This is a genomic window from Amycolatopsis saalfeldensis, assembly GCF_900110575.1.
In the GTDB taxonomy this organism is placed as follows: domain Bacteria; phylum Actinomycetota; class Actinomycetes; order Mycobacteriales; family Pseudonocardiaceae; genus Amycolatopsis; species Amycolatopsis saalfeldensis.
The window spans coordinates 60,212-79,882 of record NZ_FOEF01000009.1 but is presented as its reverse complement, the minus strand read 5'-3'; the positions used below and the strand labels follow the sequence as shown (position 1 = coordinate 79,882).

Here is a 19,671-nt window from a genome sequence, read left to right as displayed (position 1 = left end):
ATGAACAGGGCCCCTTGCGGACGTCACCGTCCACAAGGGGCCCTCCTGCGTCACACCGTTCAGTCGCTCCAGGTGAACAGCGGGTCGCCCGCGGCGACCTCGCGCCCGGGCTCGAGGTCCGCGAGCACCTCGGCCGGCGCGTCGAGCCCGACCACCGGCACGATCGGCGAGTAGCCGGCGGCCGCGACGGCCTCGGGGTCCCAGCCCACCACCGGCTGCCCGGCGCGCACCGCCTCGCCCTTCACCACGTGCAGGGTGAAGCCCTCGCCCTTCTCCTTCACCGTGTCGATGCCCAGGTGGACGAGCACGGCGCGGCCGTCCTCGGTGGCCACCACGAACGCGTGCGGGTGCAGCGTCACAACGGTCCCGTCGACCGGCGCGACCGCGTCGGCCCGCCCGCCGCTCGGCACCACGGCGATGCCGGGCCCGACCATGGCCTCGGCGAACACCGGGTCCGGCACCTCGGTGATCGCGACCACCTTGCCGGCGACGGGGCTCAGGATCGGCAGGCTCACATCAGGTCCTCGATGTCGCTGGCGATCGTGTCGGCCTCGGGGCCGACGATCACCTGCACGCCCGAGCCCATCCGCACCACGCCCATCGCGCCCGCGGCCTTGAGCGCCGGCTCGTCGATCAGGCTCATGTCCTCCAGCTCGCACCGCAGCCGCGTGATGCAGCCTTCGATCTCGACGACGTTGTCCGATCCGCCGAGTGCCGCGAGAATCTTCTCCGGCCTGTCGTCCGCCATCGCGGCCTCCTCGTTTCCTGTTGCTTTCCCACGTGAGCAAGCTGCATTTCCAGCAGTACTACGCCGTTCGTCGGCATGCACGCCGCGGTCGGCCACGAACGCATAACGGTGGTTGACACCCGCTCGCCCGCCGGAGCATCCTGCCCCATCATGTCATTGGTCTAGACCGGAACGTACCAATCTTCCGGCCCGGACGCGAGCACCGGTTCCGGTGCGACGAGACGAGGGAGGGTGACGCCGATGAGCGCGGCCGCGCACGTCCCGCCACCCGATCGGGTCGAGCGGGTGGTGAACGGGCCCACGCCCAAGCACGCCCAGCTGCGGGAGATCCTGCGCCGCTCGGTCGAGCGAGAGCTGCCGCCGGGGTCGCCGATCCCGTCGGAGCGGGAGCTGGCCCAGCGCTACGGTGTCTCGCGGCTCACAGTCCGCTCGGCGATCGGGAAGCTCGTCGAGGAGGGCCTGCTGGCCAGAGTCCGCGGCAAGGGCACCTTCACCGCGGCGCGGCGGATGGAGCTGCAGCTCTACCTGATGTCGTTCACCGACGACATGCGCCGGCGGGGGCTGACCCCGACCACGGAGGTCGTCTCGACCGCCACGGAGATCCCGCCGGTGACCTCGGCCCACGCGCTCGGCCTCGGTGAAGGCGTGCCCGCCCACCGCCTCGTGCGGCTGCGGCGCGCCGATGGCGTGCCACTGGCCGTGGAACGCGGCTGGTACCACGCCGGCCGCACCCCCGGCCTGCTCGACCTCGACCTGTCCCGTTCGCTGTACGCCCAGCTCGGCGAGGCCTTCGACCTCCGCCCGGACCAGGCGTACCAGACGGTGTGGGCCGAGTCCGCGGACCGCGAAACGGCGCGCCTGCTCGGCATGCGCACCGGCAGTCCGCTCCTGGTCTTCCGCCGGGTCTCCAGCGCCAACGGAGAGCCGGTCGAGGACATGACGTCCTGGTACCGGGGAGACCATTACCAGGTGACCATGCAGTTGGACCGGAACACCCCGGATTCCGGCCACGAACCCCACTATGGAGGTACCCGATGAGCGCCACCACCGCGGAGGGGGCGAAGGGCAAGAAGAGCGGCAGCGGCCTCGCCGGACTGCAGCGCTTCGGCCGCAGCCTCATGCTGCCCATCGCCACCCTGCCCGCGGCCGGTCTGCTGAACCGGCTCGGCCAGGACGACGTGTTCGGCAAGGACGGGCTGGGCTGGGACAAGGTCGCGGCCGTGATCGGCGCGGCGGGCGGTGGCCTGTTCGACTGGCTGCCGCTGCTGTTCGCGATCGGCATCGCGGTCGGCTTCGCCCGCAAGGGCGACGGTTCGACCGCCGTCGCCGCGGCCGTCGGCTGGGTCGTCTTCAACAAGGTCATCCAGGCCATCGCGCCGATCAGCAGCCAGCAGGGCTACAAGCCCGGCTGGGACGGCGCGCCCATCCACTGGCCCTACAGCGTGCTGACCGGTGTCGTCTCCGGCATCGTGGCGGCGCTGCTGTGGCAGCGTTACCACCGCATCAAGCTGCCGGCCTGGCTGGCCTTCTTCGGCGGCCGCCGGTTCGTGCCGATCATCACCGCGCTGGCGATGATCATCCTCGGCGTGATCTTCGGCCTGCTGTTCAAGTACGTCGACGAGGGCATCACCTCGATCGGCAAGGCGGTCGTCGGCTCGCCGGTGATCGGTGGCGGCATCTACGGCTTCCTGAACCGCCTGCTCATCCCGATCGGCCTGCACCAGCTGCTGAACGTGCCGGTGTGGTTCATCTTCGGCGGCGGCGACCTGACCAACTTCTTCAACCACGTGCAGGGTTCCGGCACGTTCATGACCGGCTTCTTCCCGATCTTCATGTTCGCCCTGCCCGCCGCGGCGCTGGCGATCTGGCAGACCGCGAAGCCGTCGCAGAAGAAGATCGTCGGCGGCATCATGATCTCGGCGGCGCTGACCTCGTTCATCACCGGGGTCACGGAGCCGATCGAGTTCGCGTTCATGTTCGTCGCGTGGCCGCTGTACCTGTTCCACTCGGTGATGACCGGTGTCTCGCTGGCGGTCTGCAACGCGCTCGGCATCAAGCTCGGCTTCTCGTTCTCGGGCGGCGCGATCGACTTCGCCCTGAACTCGTCGCTGGACACCGCGCACAAGGCGTGGCTGCTCATCCCGATCGGGCTGATCCTCGCCGTCATCTACTACGTGGTGTTCCGGTTCGTGATCACGAAGTGGAACCTGCGCACCCCGGGCCGTGAGGACGACTCGGTCGAGGCCGACCTCGAGCGCACCGCCGCGAAGTAAGATCAGCACCAGTAACTGAGCAAGGAGAAGAGGACGGACATGCCGGAGAAACGAGTCACCGTGGCCAGCAAGGTGGGCCTGCACGCCAGGCCGGCCGCGCTGGTCGCCAAGGCGGCCGCGGCACAGCCCGTCGCGGTGAGCATCGCCAAGGCCGGCGGCGACCCGGTGGCCGCCGGCAGCGTGCTCAACCTGATGACGCTGGCCGCCGGTTACGGCGACGAGGTCGTCATCAGCGCCGAGGGCGAGGGGGCCGAGGCCGCGGTGGACGCGGTCGCGGAGCTCGTCGCCACCGATCTCGACGCTCACTAGGTACCGCTCCAGGGGCAAGCCGAGAAGGGGCTGCCCGGGGACCCGCAAACGGCCCCGGACAGCCCCTTCTCGCGTTCCATTACGCTGGCCGGCATGGAAAGCCTGCGCCTGATCGACGAGTGGCCGGTGGACAACGCGGCGGCCGCGGTGGTGGCCGCGGGCGGCGAGGTCGTGGCCGCCCACGGCGACACCGCGATGGTGTTCCGGCTGGCCTCGGTGACCAAGCTGCTCACCGCCTACACCGCGCACATCGCGCTGGAGGAGGGCGTGCTCGAGCCGGACACCCCGGCCGGGCCCGCGGGCTCGACGGTGCGCCACCTGCTCGCGCACACCTCCGGGCTGGCGTTCGACGCGCACAAGGCAATGGCCGAGCCCGGCACGCGCCGGCTGTACTCCAACGCCGGGTTCGAGGAGCTGGCGGACGCGCTGGCGGAGCACTCCGGCATCGCGTTCGCCGATTACCTGTCCGAGGCGCTGCTGGAGCCGCTCGGCATGACCTCGACGAGGCTGGACGGCTCGCCCGCGTCCGGTGCGGCGTCCACTGTGGACGACCTGGCCCGGTTCGCCGCCGAGCTGCAGGCCCCGAAGCTGCTCGCGCCGGAGACGCTGGCCGCGGCCACCGAGGTCGCCTTCCCCGGGCTGAACGGCGTGCTGCCCGGCTTCGGCCACCAGAAGCCCAACGACTGGGGCCTCGGCTTCGAGCTGCGCGACCACAAGAGTCCACATTGGACGGGTTCGGCCAGCTCGCCCCGCACGTTCGGCCACTTCGGCCAGTCCGGCACGTTCCTGTGGGTGGACCCGGACGCGCGCCACGCCTGCGTCGCGCTGGCCGACCGCTCGTTCGGCCCCTGGGCGGCCGAAGTGTGGCCGCGCCTGACCGACGCCGTGCTCGCCGAACTGGCCGCGTGAGGCGAGCCCTCGCCGCGGCCGCCCTGCTGCTCGCGGCGAGCGCGTGCAGCGCACCGGCGGCCACCACCCCCGCGGTGCCCGCCGCCCGCGCCGACGCTCCCCCGGCCATGGGCACCAACGGCGCCACCGTGCCCGCGCTGAGCTGGGCGCCGTGCCACGGCGGGTTCCAGTGCTCGAGCGCGTCCGTCCCGCTCAGCTACCGGGAGCCGCACGGCGCGCAGGTCGCGCTGGCCGTGATCAAGCTGCCCGCCACCGATCCCGCGCACCGGATCGGCTCGCTGTTCTTCAACTTCGGCGGCCCCGGCTCCGACGGCGTCGGCGAGCTGACCCGGTTCGGCGCCCGTTACCCGGCCGAGCTGCGCGCGTGGTTCGACCTGGTGAGCTTCGACCCGCGCGGAATCGGTGGCAGCGCGGCGATCCACTGCCCCGGCGCGGAAGACGTCCACCCCGATGGATCGCCCCTGCGGCCGGAGCAGAGCGCCGCGTTCTGGTCGGCCAGCGCGGCGCCCGGGAAGGCTTGCGCGGCCGGCACCGGCGCGGAGCTGGCGCACTTGTCCACGGCGAACGTCGCCCGGGACCTGGACCTGCTGCGCCAGGCCGTCGGGGACCAGGAACTCAACTACTACGGCTATTCCTACGGCACCTACCTCGGCGGCACGTACGCGAACCTGTTCCCCGGCCGGCTGCGCGCGATGACACTCGACGGCACCCTCGACCTCGTCGCCAACTCCACCGGCAAACCCGGCCAGGAGCACGAGCCGGTGGACGTGCGCGCCGACGTCGCGACGGCCCAGCAGCAAGAGCTGGAACAGTTCTTCGCCGCGTGCAGCGCCGCCGGGCCGTCGAACTGCGCCTTCGCCGGCGGTGACCCGAAAGCCAAGTTCGCCGCGGTTTTCGCGCGGCTGAGCCACGGCCCGGTCGGCGGCGTGACCACGGCGTCGCTGCTGCAGACCATCGAGAGCGCGCTGTACCAGTCCGGCCGGTGGAAGCGGCTCGGGCAGACGCTCGCCGCGCTCGTGCCGTCTTCGGCCGTGGCGCAGGCGCCGGTGCTCGACCCGTACACGCCGGTCCACAGCACGGGATTCCTCGCCGTGCAGTGCCTCGACAGCGACGTCCCGCAGCAGACCGCGGACTACCTGCCGCTGGCCGCCGCCGAGGAGAAGCGCCAGCCCTACTTCGGCCTAGCGCCGGTGTTTTCCCTGGCGCAGTGCGTCAACTGGCCGGCGCGCGACGAAGACCGTTACACCGGGCCGTGGAACCGGCCGCGGCCGCATCCGATCCTGGTGCTCAACAACCGCTACGACCCGGCCACCCCACTGGCCAACGCGCAGGCGACCGCCGCCGAACTGGGCGACGGCAAGCTGCTGGTGGTCGACGGCTTCGGGCACACTTCGCTCGACGTGCACAGCGCGTGCGCCTCGGCCGCGGTGGCGCGGTACTTCATCGATTTGACCCCACCCGCCGACGGTGCGACCTGTGCGCCGGACACGGTGCCGTTCTCCTGAGCCGGCCGTTTTCCTGATTCACAGATCGCGCAGGTTGACCAGGGAGCGCAGACCCAGCCGTCGGCGGAATTCGTTGCTGCGCAAGCCGTCCACCACGGTCGCGAGGCCGAGCCAGGTGGCCTCGGCGTCTTCGAACAGCCCCTGCACACCCAGCGCCTGTCCCCCGGTCTCGATCCACTCGTCGACCATCAGCACCCGGTCGGACGCGCTCACGAGACGCTTGCGGAAGCCGAGGTCGAGGTGGCGGTCGCGGTAGTCCGGCGGGGTCGTCCGGCGCCGCCAGGCATCGCTGTCGCAGCTGGGCCCGCGGTTCTTGCGCACCTCCACGAAGCCGACGCCGAAGTGCAGCGCGACCAGCGGCCCCAGCAGGCACCCGCGCGACTCCGGCCCGAGGACGACGGTCGGGCGCTCGTCCTCGAACAGCGCGCCCAGCGCCGGGCCCAGGTCCTGGAGCAGCCCAGGGGCGCGCCACCACCCCGTCACGTCGGCGTACCAGTGGTCATCGGTACGGTCGCCGTGCCAGACGGTGGCCGCGCGCAGGCGGGTCCGCAGCTGGTTCGACATGCCCTGATGGTCACATCGCGGGCCCCGCCGCGGCGACCGAATTACGCCTCAGCCCATGACGCGCACCGGCGAGCCCGCCTGGAAGGCCGCGATGTCCTCGACGGCGTCGCGGTAGAAGACCTCGTAGGTCTCCCGGCTGACGTAACCGATGTGCGGGGTGAGGACCGCGTTGTCCAGCGTGCGCAGCGGATGGCCGGCGGGCAGTGGCTCGGTGTCGTAAACGTCGAGTGCCGCCGAGCCGATCACTTTGCGGCGCAAGGCATCCACCAGCGCGGCCTCCTCGACGATCGGGCCGCGCGAGGTGTTCACCAGCATCGCGGCCGGCTTCATCAGCGCGAGTTCGCGCGCGCCGACCAGCCCGCGGCTGCGGTCCGACAGCACCAGGTGGATCGACAGCACGTCCGACCGGGCGAACAGCTCGTCCTTCGAAACCAGGGTGACGCCGTGCTCGGCGGCCTTCTCCGCGGTGAGGTTCTGGCTCCACGCGATCGGCGCCATGCCGAACGCCTGGCCGATCCTCGCCGCTTCGGCGCCGAGCCGGCCCAGGCCCAGCAGGCCGAGCGTCTTGCCGTGCAGCATCGTGCCGACGCCGACCTGCCAGCCGCCCTCGCGCATCGAACGGAACTCGGCGGGCAGGTTCCGGGCCGTGGCGAGGATGAGTGCCCAGGTGTGCTCCGAGGTCGGCGGGCCGAGATACCCGGTCGCCGACACGACAACCCCGTTGCGCGCGGCGGCTTCCAGGTCGATCGCGGCGTTGCGGCGGCCGGTGCTCACCAGCAGCTTCAGGTCCGGCAGCCGGTCGAGCACCTCGGCCGGGAACCGCGTCCGCTCGCGCATCGCGACGACGACGTCGAAGCCCGCCAGCCGTTCCACCACTTCCGACGGGCCGCCGAACGCCTCGGTGAAGACCTCGACCCCGGCCCCGAGCGAGTCCCAATCGGCGAAGGTCAGTGCCACGTTCTGGTAGTCGTCGAGAATCGCGATCTTCATGACCGCCACCGTAGACTCTCCGGCCTCTCCGGCCTCGCCGCGTTTCGCCTACCGCGCGGCGCGGGCCCGGGTGACGATCTCCTCGATCACCTCGCCCTTGGCGTCGGCGTAGTTCTGGACATAGCGCCAGGTCCGGGCGGCCAGCTCGCGCTTCTTGCCCAGGTACAGCGCGAGTTCCTCGGGGTGCGTGCGCATCCGGTCGCGGAAGAGCAGGAACCGCTCGGTCTGCCCGTTTCCGGGCGAGTGGACGTGCAGGTTGATGTTGGTGTCCGGGCCCTTGAAGAGCCGGTGCTTCTCCCAGTCCGGCTCGCGGATCACCAGGCGGTAGCCGGCGGCCTCCAGCGCGGGCAGGTACACGTCCTCGTCGTCGGAGTCCGGGACCTCCAGCAGGATGTCGATCACCGGTTTGGCGGCGAGCCCGGGCACGGACGTGGAGCCCACGTGTTCGAGCAGCACGATGCGGTCCCCCAGCAGACCGCGGATGCGCTCGGCCTCGCGCTGGTAGAGCTTCGGCCACTCCGGGTCGTACTCGGCGAGTGTCACCGTGCTGTTGAGCTGCGGTGCCTCGCCGACGGAGGCGGCCTGGATCTGTTCGTCGGTCATGGCCGGCTGGCTGGTTTCGGGCACAGGTCTTTTCCCCTCAAGCGTGCGGAAGACAGCCCTCGAACCTATCAAACAAGGTGCAACGGCACCAGGCCGCCGGTGGCCGCGCGCAGGGCGTCGCGCATCTCGGCCCGGGGCGCGGGACATCCGGTGAAGTGCTCGGACTGGCCGAAAGCCTGGTGCAGCAACATGTCCAGCCCGGTGGCGAGCCGCCCGCCGCGGGCGTCGACGGCCTCGGCCAGCGGGGTCGGCCACGGGTGGTAGATCACGTCGAGCACGCAGGGCACCGCGGCGAGCGCGGGCACGTGCGGCCGCACGGCTTCCGGCGGCACGGTGCTCACCAGCACGGCCGTGCGCGCGGCCAGAGCGGTGAAGTCCACTTCGGACCAGCGTTGCACTTCGACGTCCAGGCCCGTTCGCTCGGCCGCGCCCAGGGTCTCCCCCGCCCGCGCCGGCTCGCGCACGACCAGGGTGACCGCGGTGACGCCGAGGGCCGCGAGCCCCACCACCGCGGCCGCCGCCGTGCCTCCGGCGCCGAGCACCACGGCCCGGTCACCGGGCGAGGGCGTGTACCCGCCGCCGGCCCGCAGCGCGCCCGTGACGCCGTCGACGTCCGTGCAGTCGGCGAGCCATCCGCCGGGGACGCGCACCAGCGTGTTCGCCGCGCCGACGGCCGCCGCTCGATCGGTGACCTCGGTGGCGTGCTCGAGCGCGGCCCGTTTGCCCGGCATCGTCACCGACAGTCCCGCCCACTCCGGGCCCAGGCCGTCGACGAGCGCGGGCAGTTCCTCGGCGCCGGTCTCGATCCGCTCGTAGGTCCAGCCGGTCAGGCCCAGCGCCCGGAACGCGGCGTCGTGCAGCACCGGTGACAGCGAGTGCGCCACCGGGCGGCCGAGCACCGCGGCCTTGCGGGCGCCGGCGTCAGAAGACACCTTTTGCCTGCGCCTCGTGCACGTTCTTCTGGTGGTCGGGGTACGTCACGGCGAAGCAGGACTGACCGTTCGTCTCGCACTTGACGAAGTAGAGCCAATCGCCCGCAGGCGGGTTCAGCGCCGCGGTGATGGCGTCGGTGCTCGGCACCGCGATCGGGGTGGGGGTGAGCCCGCTCATCGTGTAGGTGTTGAACGGCCCGGGCCTGTTCCGATCCGCGTCACTCGTCTTCAACGTGGGCTGGTCGAGCGGGTAGTTGACGGTCGAGTCCAGCTGCAGGCGCACCTTCTGGGCGAGCCGGTTGTAGATGACCCGCGAGATCTTGCCGAAGTCGGACTTCACCGCCTCACGCTCGACCAGCGACGCGATGATCAGCGTCTGGTACGGCGTCATGCCCGGGCCGGCCTTCTGCGCGGTCAGGCCCGCGGCCTGGAGGGAGTCGGCCGATTCGTGCACCAGGTTGGTGATCAGCTCGGTCGCGGTCCAGCCGGGCTTGACGTCGTAGACGCCGGCCGCGATCAGGCCTTCGAGGCGCTTGTCCTTGCTCAGCGCCTTGTCCGCGAACCCCAGCGCCCAGTCCGGCACGCCGAACGCCTTGAGGTCGCCGTCGGCCACGGTCTTGCGCAGGTCGTCGACCGAGATGCAGGTGCTCTTGCCGTTCAGGGTCGCGCAGGAGGCCTTCGACATCAGGGTGAACACGCCCGGGGTGACCTTGCCGCCGGGCTGCTTGATGTCGTCGAACTGCGTGTACGAGCGGATCTCCAGCCGTCCCACGCGCGCGGCGTCCGAGGTGATCAGGGAGACCGCGCTCTGGCCCGACATGTGCTGTTTGAGCACGTAGTAGCCGTGCTGGATGCGGTTCAGCGCGGTGTTGTCCGCGCCGGCCTTGACAAACGCCTTGGCACTCGCGACCACCCCGGCGCCGGCCAGCTTCGCGCCGATCGCGGACGTGGTGTCGCCGTCGTCGACCTGCACGAGGGTGTCGCCCTGGCCAGAGCCGTCGTAGTCCGCGTAACCGAAGATCTTCTGGTAGCCGAACCAGGCGCCGCCGGCGAGCAGCACCAGCACAGTCAGGGCCGCGACCCAGCCGAGGGCCCGCTTGCGCTTGCGGCCCTTGCGCGGTTTTTTACCGCGGCTGGGGCTCTCCTCGGCCGGTTCCTCGTATGCCTCGTCGTCTTCTTCGTACTCGCCGTCGTAGTCCTCGTACTCGTCGTACTCGCCTTCGTACGCTTCGTCGTCGCCGAAGAGGCCGTCGATCTGCGTGCCGGATTCGGGCTCCGGCTCGGCCACGGCGGGGATGACGTCCGTCGGATTCTCGACCGGCCGCGGCGGCTCGGGACGGCGCCGCCGCGGCGGGGCAGCGGAGCGGCGCGGGTCCGGCGGCATGGAACCGTCCACCGGCCCGGCGAAACGCGGGTCGGGTGGCATGGATGGGTCAGCGCCACGGTTGAGCCGAGGGTCCGGCGGCATCGAGCCGTCGACGGGACCGGCGAAACGCGGGTCCGGCGGCATCGACGGGTCACCGGGGTCACGGCGCAGCCGCGGGTCGGGCGACATCGACGGATCGCCACCACGGTTCAGCCGAGGGTCTGGCGGCATCGACGGGTCACCGGGATCGCGGCGGCGCGGCGGCGGGCCCGCGGCCAGGCGCGGGTCACCGGAGGGCTGAGGCAGATCACCGGCTTCGGCGCGGCGCCGACGTCCGGCGGGCGGCGCCTCACCGGGCAGCGGAACGTCCCCGGTGTCGGCACGACGGCGGCGGCGCCCCGCAGAGGGCGGCAGATCACCATCACCACGACGGCCACGGCTCACCGGGGCAGCAGCGTCCTGGGGAGCCAAGTCCGCCGCGTCCCCACGACGACGGCGACCGGGTGCGGCGAGGCCATCCGAGGGCGGCAGATCCCCAGCATCACCCCGGCGACCACGGCCCGCCACCTCCGAAGGCGGCAGATCCGCAGCATCACCACCACGGCGGCGGCCCGGCGAAGGCGGCAAGTCCGACGCAGGCGAATCAACCTCACCACCACGGCGACGCCCCGGCGGAGGCGGCAAATCCGAAGGAGACAGATCCGCGGCGTCACCACGACGACGGCGGCCCGGCGAAGGAGCCACCTCCGAAGCAGGCAGATCCACGGCATCACCTCGACGGCCACGACCCGGCGGGGGAGGCGGTTCGGCGTCACCACGACGGCGGCGGCCCGGTGAGGGAGCCGCGTCCGAGGGAGGCAGGTCGGCTTCGTCGCGGCGCCGGCGGCGGCCCGGCGGAGGCTGGGGCGGCTGGGACGCCTGCGGGGGCAGTTCGTCGGCCTCTTCGCGGCGGCGGCGAGGAGCCCGCGCGGCGGGTGGCGCGTCGTACTGGTCGGCGGGCTGGCCGCGGCGCGGGCGCGCGGGCGGCGGGGGCAGCTCGTGGGATCCCGACGGGCGCGGCGGCGTGCGGCGGCCGCGACGGGGGGCGTCGCCTGAGGGCGGCTCGGTGCCGGGGTCGCGTAGCCGCCGGCGGCCGCGTTCTTCCTCGGGACCGCGGGGCTCGGTCATGACTCGCCTTTCCGGGCGCGCTGCGCGGCGGCGGCGTCGAGCCAGGCCTGCAGGATCTCGACGGCGGCGGCCTGGTCGACCACCGCTCGCTGCTTACGTCCCTTGACCCCCCGCTGGGAGAGCATCCGGGACGCGGTGACCGTCGTCAACCGCTCGTCGCCGAGGCGCACCGGCACTTCGCCGAGCCGCGCCGCCAGCTTGTCCGCGTACTCCACGGCGATCAGCGCGGCCGGTCCCTGCCGGTTCGCCAACGTCCTCGGGAGGCCCACGATCACCTCGACCACCTCGTGTTCGGTGACGAGTTCGGCAAGCCGGTCCAGATCGCTGTCGTCCTTCGCATCACGGGAGAGGGTAACGAGCGGGCTCGCGAGAATGGGGGCGGGATCGCTGAGCGCCACCCCGACCCGGACAGAGCCGACATCGACCCCGAGCCGCCTGCCCCGGCCCGGACCGGACGCATCCGGCCGATCCGGGCCTCGCTGGGGTCTACTGGGCAACGTCGGCGACCGCCGCGCGCAGGGCCGTCACGGCCGCCTGCGCCCCGCCCGGGTTGCTGCCGCCGCCCTGGGCCATGTCGGGCTTGCCGCCGCCGCGGCCCCCGATGGCGCCGGCGAACGACGGCACGAGCTTGCCCGCGGCGATGCCCTTGTCCCGCGCCGCCGCCGTGGTGGCCACGACGAACGCGACCTTGTCGCCGGACGGCGCGAACAGCGCCACCACCCCGGGCCGCTCACCGAGCCTGCCGCGGATGTCGGAGGCCAGTGCGCGCAGGCCGTTGCCGTCCACGTCGGGCACGACCTCGGCGACCACCGAGACACCGCCGGCGTCCTGCGCCTGGTCCGTGAGCGCGCCGGCCGAGCCGAGCACCTGCTGCGTGCGCAGCTGCTCGATCTCCTTCTCCGCGTTCTTCAGCCGGGTCAGCACGTCCTCGATGCGCGCGGGCAGCTGGTCCGAGGGCACCTTGAAGGTGTTCGCCAGCTGCGAAACGAGCAGCTGCTCCTTGCGGACGTACTTCAGCGCGTCCGGCCCCACGAGCGCCTCGACGCGGTGCACGCCGGAGCCGATCGAGGAGTCCGACACCAGCTTGACCAGGCCGAGCTGGCCGATCCGGTCCACGTGCGTGCCACCGCACAGCTCACGCGAGTAGTCGCCCATGTCGACCACGCGCACGTCGTTGCCGTACTTCTCGCCGAACAGCGCGACCGCGCCCAGCTCGAGCGCCTTGTCCTTGGTGGTGACGTAGTTCTGCACCTCGACGTCGGTCTGGAGGTACTCGTTGACCTCCTCCTCGACCTCGGTGAGGATGTCGGCCGACACCGCGCCGGGCGTGGTGAAGTCGAAGCGCATCCGGCCCGGCGAGTTCAGCGAACCGGCCTGCGCCGCGCGCTTGCCGTACGCACCGCGCACGGCCGCGTGCACCAGGTGCGTCGCGGAGTGCGAGCGCTCGATCGAGAGCCGGCGGTGCCCGTCGACGGAGCCGGTGACCTCCGTGTCGAGCCCGACCTCGCCCGCGACGACCTCCACGCGGTGCACGAACAGGCCCGGCACGATCTTCTGCACGTCGAGCACCTTCAGCTCGACGCCGTCGCCGATCAGCACGCCGGTGTCGGCGACCTGGCCGCCGCTCTCGGCGTAGAACGGCGTGCGGTCGAGCACCAGCTCGGCCTTGTGGCCCTCGGCGACGCTGCGCACCGGCAGGCCGTCCTCGAGCAGGCCGACGACCTTCGCGGACGCCTGCAGCTCGGTGTAGCCCAGGAACTCGGTCTCACCGTGCTGCTCCAGCACCTTGCGGTACTCGGACAGGTCGCCGTGGCCGCTCTTGCGCGTCGCCGCGTCGGCCTTCGCGCGCTTGCGCTGCTCGTCCATCAGCGTGCGGAAGCCCGCCTCGTCGACGCTCAGGCCCTGCTCGGCCGCCATCTCGAGGGTCAGGTCGATCGGGAAGCCGTAGGTGTCGTGCAGCTGGAACGCCTTGTCCCCGGCCAGCACGTCGCCGCCGTCGCGCTTGGTCTCGGCCGCGGCGAGGTCGAAGATGCGCGAACCGCTGGTCAGGGTGGCGAGGAACGCCTCCTCCTCGACCCGCACGACCTCGGAGATCCGGTCGAAGCCGCTGACCAGCTCGGAGTAGATCGGGCCCATGGTGTCGCGGACGACCTCGGCGAACGCCTGCAGCACGGGCTCCTGCACGCCCAGCAGGCGGGTGGAGCGGACGATGCGGCGCAGCAGCCGGCGCAGCACGTAGCCGCGGCCGTCGTTGCCGGGGGTGACGCCGTCGCCGATCAGCATGACGCCGGTGCGGGCGTGGTCGGCGATCACGCGGAAGCGGACGTCGTCGGCGTGGTTCGCGCCGTAGCGGCGGCCGGAGAACTCCTCGGCGCGGCCGATCACCGGGCGCACCAGGTCGGTCTCGTAGACGTTCTCGACGCCCTGCAGGATCGTGGCGACGCGCTCGACGCCCATGCCGGTGTCGATGTTCTTCTTCGGCAGCTCGCCGACCGGCGGGAAGCCCAGCTTCGGGCTCTGCTCGCCGCGGACGTCCTGCATGAAGACGAGGTTCCAGATCTCGATGTACCGGTCCTCGTCGGCCACCGGGCCGCCCTCGCGGCCGTACGCCGGGCCGCGGTCGTAGTAGATCTCCGAGCAGGGGCCGCCGGGACCGGGCACGCCCATGTCCCAGTAGTTGTCCTTGCCGTCGCGGACCTGGATGCGCTCGCCCGGCAGGCCGGTGAGCTTGCGCCACAGCCCGGCCGCCTCGGCGTCGCCCTCGTAGACGGTCGCCCAGATCCGGTCCGGGTCGAGGCCGAAGCCGCCCTCGTCCTGGGACTTGGTGATCAGCTCCCAGGCTCCTGTGATCGCGCCTTCCTTGAAGTAGTCGCCGAAGGAGAAGTTGCCGGCCATCTGGAAGAAGGTGTTGTGCCGGGTGGTCTTGCCGACCTCGTCGATGTCCGGCGTGCGCACGCACTTCTGCACGCTGGTCGCGCGCGGGTACGGCGGCGGGGCCTCACCGAGGAAGTAGGGCTTGAACTGCACCATGCCCGCGTTGACGAACAGCAGGTTCGGGTCGTCGAGGATCAGCGGCGCGCTGGGCACGCGGGTGTGGCCCCTGCCCTCGAAATGGCGCAGGAAGCGATCGGTGATTTCGTGTGTGTCCACGGGGTCATTCCTTGTACTGGGGGCGCGGGTGGCGGCAGACGCACCACGCCGGACAGACGGGGAGGCGGCGACGGCGGAGGGCGCCGCTCTCGCGCGGGTGCGCGCGAGGTCAGCCCTCCGCCCGGCGAGCTCGCCGGGCGGGCCGCTGGGCAGCGGCGTGCCGGCCCGCGACACCTTGCGTTGCAACGAATCCGGACCGTTCCTCGACCATGTCGTGCAGCTCCTGTTCCCGCTCGCTCATCCCGGCGCGCACCTCGGCGCCGAACGAGCCCACGGCGCCGGCCAGCTCGCGCACGGCGTCGCCCAGGTTCGATGCTAACCCGGCCGGAGTGGCCTGACGAGCCGTTTCGGCCGCCTTGCGGGACAGCACGACCCCGGTCACGACGCCGACGCCGAGCCAGAACAGCCGCTTCACTTCTTCCTCCGGCGGGCCGGGGCCGCGGCCTTGGCTTCCTGCTTCCGGCGCCGCGCGCGGACCGCCTTGCTGAGCCCGTACGACAGCGCGGCGACCTTGACCAGCGGGCCGCCGAGCGTCGCGGTGAACACCGACGAGAGCGCCGAAACGTTGCCGGTGACGGCCTGCGCGTTCGCGGTGATCCCGTCCACGCGCTCGAGCTGGGTGTTCACGTGCGTGATGGTCTCGTTCGCGCCCAGCAGGATCGGGTCGCTGCTCTCGTGGGCCTTCCGGATGGCGATGGTCGCCTCGTCCAGCGTGCGGCCGAGCTTGAGCAGCGGGATCGCCAGCAGCAAGACCAGCACTACGAATGCTCCTGCGGCGATCAGCGCGGCGATCTGCCCTGCCGACACGGGCCCTCCTCGGGGTTGCGCGGTCTTCGGTGCCAGTGAGGTTACCGCCTGGCCAGCCGTTCGGCGGTGTCGCCCCGCCAGTCGGTCACTCAGCGCAGCCGGACCACTCCCGACCAGCGGCGGGCCTGCCCACTACGGGCGAAAACGGATCGCCTGATCGCCGGGGGTGGCGCTGCCTTCGGGGATGGGGGGCGTCGTGACGGGTGCGCCTGGGATGCGCAGGGTGCTCGCCGGGCCTCGGTGCTTGCCGGGCCTGCCGGACATCGGCGCTTGCCGGGCATCGCCGGACATCGGTGGTTGCCGGGCATCGCCGCGCCTTGCCGAGGCCGCCGCACCTTGGCGAGCCTTGCCGGATCTGCCGCACCTTGGCTCGCATTGCTGAGGATGCCGGGTCTGCCGAGCTGTGCTGGGCGTTGCCGCAGCCTCCGCATCCCGCCGAGTCTTGCGGTGTCTCGCCGGACCACTGTGGACAAGCAGTCCGGTGGCGGCGGCCGGACCAGGGTCTACCGGGCTTCCTTCGTGACAGCGCGGTACAGCACGGCCATGTCCTCCTCACCGTGCCCGGCGGCGACGGCGGCTTCGAGGTGGGTCAGCGCGGCCTTCGCGCCCGCGACGTCGATCGCGTCGCCGGCGGCTTCCACTACCAGGCGGGCGTCCTTGGCGGCCAGGGTGGCCGGGAACGACGCCGGGTAGTCGCCGGAAAGCATGAGGGGGCCCTTCATGCGCGAGTAGCCGACGTCGAAGGCCGTGCCGGTCATCACGTCGAAGAACAGTGCCGGGTCGAGGCCGAGGGTGTCGGCCAGTGCGAGGCTCTCCGCGGTGGCGTTGGTCAGCGCGAGGACCCAGCCGTTCATCACGAGCTTGAGCCGGGAGGCGGTGCCGGGGACGGGGCCGAGCCAGCGGGTGGTCGAGGCGATGGCGTCGAACACCGCTTCCGCCCGTTCGCGCGCCTCGTCCGGGCCGGCGGCGAGGACCTGCAGCTTCGCTTGTTCGGCCGGGATCTTGGTGCCCATCACGGGACAGTCGACGAACACGACGCCCGCCTGCTCCGCCGCCTCGGCCAGCTTCCCGGCCCACTCGATCCCGACGGTGCTGGTCTGCAGCCACAGGGTGCCCGGCGCGACGCCGGCGGCGGCGAAGACCTCGGCGACCGTCGGACCGTCCGCGAGCATGGTGACGACGACATCGGCGCCGTCCGCCGCCTCCCCCGGCGACGCGGTGACGGTGGCGCCGTCGGCGACGAGCGGCTCGGCCTTCGCGCGGGTGCGGTTCCACGCCCGCACCTCGTGCCCGGCCCGGGCGAGGTTGGCGGCCATCGGCAGGCCCATGATCCCGGTGCCCAGAAACGCGACTGTGGTCATGCCGTCCATCGTGCCCGCGCCCGGCACGCTCCGCAGCCCGCCGTTCACCGGGTGAGCGCGGGCCAGCCCGTGGCCCGGTCGGCGACCAGCGCGTCGAAGCCGGGGAAGTCGGCCGGGCGCAGCGGAGACGCGAGGGGTGCGGCGGTGGCCTGGGCCGGGTGGCGGACGCGGATGGTGACGTGACCGGGACGCTCACCGCCGTCGTGCCAGTGGCGGGTGTGGGCCGGGACGCTCAGGACGTCGCCGGGCTCGCACAGCACGGCGTGCACCCAGCGGCCCGCGTGCACGTACCAGACCGCGGAGCCGCTGACGAAGAACCGGTCCTCGTCCGCGCCGGAGCTGCGCTCGGCGGCGGCGGGCACGGCATCGCCGCGCACCAGGTCCACCGAGTGGTAGCCGACGGCGGCGGTCAGCTCGTCGAGGCGGTCGCGGTACCCGGCCAGGACCTCGGCCTCGCCGGCGTCCGGCGCCAGGCCGGCCAGCGGCCAGCGGGCGAACCCGACGCCGTGCCGCTTCAGCTCGACCGTGATGGTCCCCAGGTCCTCGGTCCGCAGCAGCACGTGACCGGGCTGGTCGTCCGGCCACACCGTCAGAAGCGTCATCACTCCCCCTCGCACGGAACTCCCCTGGCACCGGTGACCGGCAACAACCCGGGCCGGTGGGCCGCGCATTCCCGTTGCCCACCGTTCTACGGGAGAACGTGGCGACGCTCACGGAAGTTTCAGCCGGCGGGAACTACTGGCGCTCACCGCGGATGGTGCGCCGCAGCCGCGGCACGCGCTCGGCCAGTGTCCGCTCGCCGCCGCGCTGGGTGGGCTCGTAGTAGTCGCGGCCGACCAGCTCGTCCGGCGGGTACTGCTGGGCGAGCACGCCCTCGGGCACGCCGTGCGGGTAGCGGTAGCCCTCCGCGTTGCCGAGCTTCTTCGCCCCCGCGTAGTGCCCGTCTCGCAGGTGCGGCGGCACGGTGCCGATCGCGCCGGAGCGCACGTCGGCCAGCGCCGAGTCGATCGCGGTGACCACGGCGTTGGACTTCGGCGCGGTGGCCAGGTGGATGGTGGCCTGGGCGAGCGCGAGCCGGCCCTCCGGCATGCCGATGAACTGCACGGCGTGCGACGCCGCGACGGCCGCCTGCAGCGCCGTCGGGTCGGCCATCCCGATGTCCTCGCTCGCGTGCACCACGAGCCGGCGCGCGAGGAACCGCGGGTCCTCCCCCGCCTCGATCATCCGGGCCAGGTAGTGCAGCGCGGCGTCGACGTCGGAGCCGCGGATCGACTTGATGAACGCGCTGATCACGTCGTAGTGCTGGTCGCCGTCGCGGTCGTAGCGCACCGCCGCTTTGTCCACAGTGGACTCCACGATGGCCAGGTCGATGGTCTTGTGCTCGGTGGCGCCCGCGGCGTCGGCCGCCGCCTCCAGCGCGGTGAGCGCCCGCCGCGCGTCGCCGCCCGCGAGCCGCACCAGGTGGTCGCGCGCCTCGTCCGTGAGCGCGAGCTCGCCGCCGAGGCCGCGCTCGTCCGCCAGCGCGCGCTCCAGCAGCCGCACGATGTCCTCGTCGGTCAACGGCCGCAGCTGCAGGACCAGCGAGCGGGACAGCAGCGGCGAAACCACCGAGAACGACGGGTTCTCCGTGGTCGCCGCCACCAGCAGCACCGTGCGGTCCTCGACCGCGCCCAGCAACGCGTCCTGCTGCGTCTTGGAAAACCGGTGCACCTCGTCGATGAACAGCACGGTGTTCTCGGCGTTGTAGCTCCGGCGCCGGCGGGCCTCCTCGATCACGCCGCGCACCTCCTTGACCCCCGCCGACAGCGCGGACATCGCGACGAACCGGCGGCCGGTGGCGATCGAGACCAGGTTGGCCAGCGTGGTCTTGCCGGTGCCGGGCGGTCCGTAGAGCAGCACGGACGCGGGCGCGGCGCCCTCGACCAGCCGGCGCAGCGGCGCGCCCTCGCGCAGCAGGTGCTGCTGGCCGACGACCTCGTCGAGCGTGCGCGGCCGCATCCGCACCGCGAGCGGCGAGCTCGCCGGGTCGGCCTGCGGTTCCACCCGGTTGGACCCGGTGGGTTCCGGGGGCGGCCCCAGGTCGGGGTTCACCGTGAAGAGTTCGTCCTGTGCTGCCACCCCGATGACGTTAACCGACCCCACCGACAAGACCGCTTGCCCGGCCCGGATCTCCTGCGCTACCGTGGTTTGACCAGATAATCAGATCTGGTCAAACAGTCAAAGGGTGAAGAATCGCCGAGGGAGCGCATGCCGGGACACCCGAACCACGACCGCGCCGACCGGATCCTCGACGCCGCCTCCGAGCTGCTCGTGCGCTGGGGCTCGCGCAAGGTGACGATCGACGACGTCGCGCGCCGGGCCGGCATCGGCAAGGGCACCGTCTACCTGCACTGGCGCACCAAGGACGTGCTGTTCGGAGCGCTGCTCACACGCGCCGCGGCCGACCTGCTCGACCGGATCGCCACCCGACTGCGCACCGACCCCGGCGAAGCGGTTCCGCACCGCTACCTGCGGAGCCTGTTCCTCGACGTGGTCCACGACCCGCTGCTCTCGGCCATGCTCACGAACGACGTCATGCTGCTCGGCCACTACTCGGACGCGGCGTCGGAGACCCGCGCGGCCGGGGTGGCCGCGACCGACGGGACGTTCGAGGTGTTCGCCCGGCACGGGCTGCTGCGGGCCGACGTGCCGGACCTGCCCTACGCCCTCAGCGCCGCGACCATCGGCTTCTACCTGCGCGACAGCGCCGACACCGCCCGGGCCGACCTCACGGTCGAGGACCGGGCCGACGCGATGGCCCGGGTCGTGCGGGCCGCGTTCGAGCCGCCCGGCGAGCCCGATCCCGCCGCCGTCGAAGCGGCGGCCACCGAACTCCGCTCGGTGTCCGAGGCCTACGTCTCGGCCTGCCGCGCGGTCATCTACACCGGCGAATCCGCCACGGCGCCCGGCTGATCCCGGCGAGCCGGCAACTGGAAGGGGAACCAGTA

The 19,671-nt window shown here is 72.2% G+C and carries 20 protein-coding genes and 1 pseudogene; 6 read left to right on the top strand and 15 right to left on the bottom strand.

The annotated features are described in order from the left end of the window. Positions 1 to 59: 59 nt before the first annotated feature. Together BMY97_RS21235 and BMY97_RS21230 are read right to left on the bottom strand one after the other, a co-directional pair. A complete protein-coding gene (locus tag BMY97_RS21235) occupies positions 60 to 515 on the bottom strand; it encodes a PTS sugar transporter subunit IIA (protein WP_091618745.1) in 456 nt (151 codons plus the stop codon). Further along, positions 512 to 829 carry a PTS sugar transporter subunit IIB gene (locus BMY97_RS21230; RefSeq protein WP_281246917.1) on the bottom strand — a complete coding sequence of 106 codons (318 nt, stop codon included), beginning with the start codon at positions 827 to 829 and terminating at the stop codon, positions 512 to 514. Before BMY97_RS21230 ends, BMY97_RS21235 begins: the two co-directional genes overlap by 4 nt. Positions 830 to 988: 159 nt before the next feature. On the opposite strand from BMY97_RS21230, the gene BMY97_RS21225 reads away from it, so the two are divergent. The 5 genes from BMY97_RS21225 (at position 989) to BMY97_RS21205 (ending at position 5,744) form a co-directional block, all read left to right on the top strand. Further along, complete coding sequence (locus tag BMY97_RS21225) at positions 989 to 1,786, top strand: GntR family transcriptional regulator (protein WP_091619153.1); 798 nt, start codon at positions 989 to 991, stop codon at positions 1,784 to 1,786. Beyond that, the gene (locus BMY97_RS21220; protein ID WP_091618741.1) at positions 1,783 to 3,021 is read left to right on the top strand and encodes a PTS transporter subunit EIIC; all 1,239 of its coding nucleotides are present in this window, start codon (positions 1,783 to 1,785) and stop codon (positions 3,019 to 3,021) included. The genes BMY97_RS21225 and BMY97_RS21220 overlap by 4 nt, the downstream gene beginning before the upstream one ends. Before the next feature lie 39 nt (positions 3,022 to 3,060). Beyond that, a complete protein-coding gene (locus tag BMY97_RS21215; RefSeq protein ID WP_091618739.1) occupies positions 3,061 to 3,330 on the top strand; it encodes an HPr family phosphocarrier protein in 270 nt (89 codons plus the stop codon). 93 nt (positions 3,331 to 3,423) lie between these two features. Continuing rightward, complete coding sequence (locus BMY97_RS21210; RefSeq protein ID WP_091618737.1) at positions 3,424 to 4,239, top strand: serine hydrolase domain-containing protein; 816 nt, start codon at positions 3,424 to 3,426, stop codon at positions 4,237 to 4,239. Next, complete coding sequence (locus BMY97_RS21205; protein WP_091618735.1) at positions 4,236 to 5,744, top strand: alpha/beta hydrolase; 1,509 nt, start codon at positions 4,236 to 4,238, stop codon at positions 5,742 to 5,744. The genes BMY97_RS21210 and BMY97_RS21205 overlap by 4 nt, the downstream gene beginning before the upstream one ends. An 18-nt stretch (positions 5,745 to 5,762) precedes the next feature. On the opposite strand, the gene BMY97_RS21200 is transcribed toward BMY97_RS21205, so the two are convergent. The 13 genes and pseudogenes from BMY97_RS21200 to BMY97_RS21135 form a co-directional block, all read right to left on the bottom strand. Then, a complete protein-coding gene (locus tag BMY97_RS21200; protein ID WP_245787420.1) occupies positions 5,763 to 6,308 on the bottom strand; it encodes an adenine phosphoribosyltransferase in 546 nt (181 codons plus the stop codon). A 48-nt stretch (positions 6,309 to 6,356) separates the two neighbouring features. Further along, the gene (locus BMY97_RS21195; protein WP_091619149.1) at positions 6,357 to 7,298 is read right to left on the bottom strand and encodes a D-2-hydroxyacid dehydrogenase family protein; all 942 of its coding nucleotides are present in this window, start codon (positions 7,296 to 7,298) and stop codon (positions 6,357 to 6,359) included. Positions 7,299 to 7,349: 51 nt separating this feature from the next. After that, a pseudogene (locus BMY97_RS21190) lies at positions 7,350 to 7,901 on the bottom strand (GrpB family protein); the annotation flags it as partial. Between the two features lie 68 nt (positions 7,902 to 7,969). Next, a complete protein-coding gene (locus BMY97_RS21185; RefSeq protein ID WP_091618733.1) occupies positions 7,970 to 8,833 on the bottom strand; it encodes a shikimate dehydrogenase in 864 nt (287 codons plus the stop codon). Beyond that, positions 8,823 to 10,388 carry an endolytic transglycosylase MltG gene (gene mltG, locus BMY97_RS48485; RefSeq protein WP_245787419.1) on the bottom strand — a complete coding sequence of 522 codons (1,566 nt, stop codon included), beginning with the start codon at positions 10,386 to 10,388 and terminating at the stop codon, positions 8,823 to 8,825. The genes BMY97_RS21185 and mltG overlap by 11 nt, the downstream gene beginning before the upstream one ends. Positions 10,389 to 10,408: 20 nt before the next feature. Then, complete coding sequence (locus tag BMY97_RS48480; protein ID WP_091618729.1) at positions 10,409 to 10,636, bottom strand: hypothetical protein; 228 nt, start codon at positions 10,634 to 10,636, stop codon at positions 10,409 to 10,411. A gap of 726 nt (positions 10,637 to 11,362) precedes the next feature. Further along, positions 11,363 to 11,863 carry a Holliday junction resolvase RuvX gene (ruvX, locus tag BMY97_RS21165; protein WP_091618725.1) on the bottom strand — a complete coding sequence of 167 codons (501 nt, stop codon included), beginning with the start codon at positions 11,861 to 11,863 and terminating at the stop codon, positions 11,363 to 11,365. Continuing rightward, on the bottom strand, positions 11,853 to 14,516 hold the full coding sequence (gene alaS / locus BMY97_RS21160) for an alanine--tRNA ligase (protein WP_091618723.1): 2,664 nt from the start codon (positions 14,514 to 14,516) through the stop codon (positions 11,853 to 11,855). Before alaS ends, ruvX begins: the two co-directional genes overlap by 11 nt. 109 nt (positions 14,517 to 14,625) lie before the next feature. Further along, a complete protein-coding gene (locus BMY97_RS21155) occupies positions 14,626 to 14,931 on the bottom strand; it encodes a hypothetical protein (protein ID WP_091618721.1) in 306 nt (101 codons plus the stop codon). After that, complete coding sequence (locus tag BMY97_RS21150) at positions 14,928 to 15,323, bottom strand: DUF948 domain-containing protein (RefSeq protein ID WP_091618719.1); 396 nt, start codon at positions 15,321 to 15,323, stop codon at positions 14,928 to 14,930. The genes BMY97_RS21155 and BMY97_RS21150 overlap by 4 nt, the downstream gene beginning before the upstream one ends. 503 nt (positions 15,324 to 15,826) lie before the next feature. Further along, complete coding sequence (locus BMY97_RS21145; protein ID WP_091619144.1) at positions 15,827 to 16,684, bottom strand: NAD(P)-dependent oxidoreductase; 858 nt, start codon at positions 16,682 to 16,684, stop codon at positions 15,827 to 15,829. 44 nt (positions 16,685 to 16,728) lie between these two features. Further along, complete coding sequence (locus BMY97_RS21140) at positions 16,729 to 17,286, bottom strand: cupin domain-containing protein (RefSeq protein WP_143086244.1); 558 nt, start codon at positions 17,284 to 17,286, stop codon at positions 16,729 to 16,731. Between the two features lie 133 nt (positions 17,287 to 17,419). After that, on the bottom strand, positions 17,420 to 18,802 hold the full coding sequence (locus BMY97_RS21135; RefSeq protein ID WP_091619142.1) for a replication-associated recombination protein A: 1,383 nt from the start codon (positions 18,800 to 18,802) through the stop codon (positions 17,420 to 17,422). A 129-nt stretch (positions 18,803 to 18,931) separates the two neighbouring features. Between BMY97_RS21135 and BMY97_RS21130 the strand changes: the two genes are divergently transcribed. Further along, positions 18,932 to 19,636, top strand: coding sequence for a TetR/AcrR family transcriptional regulator (locus tag BMY97_RS21130; RefSeq protein ID WP_091618715.1), 705 nt, complete (start codon positions 18,932 to 18,934; stop codon positions 19,634 to 19,636). Positions 19,637 to 19,671: the final 35 nt, after the last annotated feature.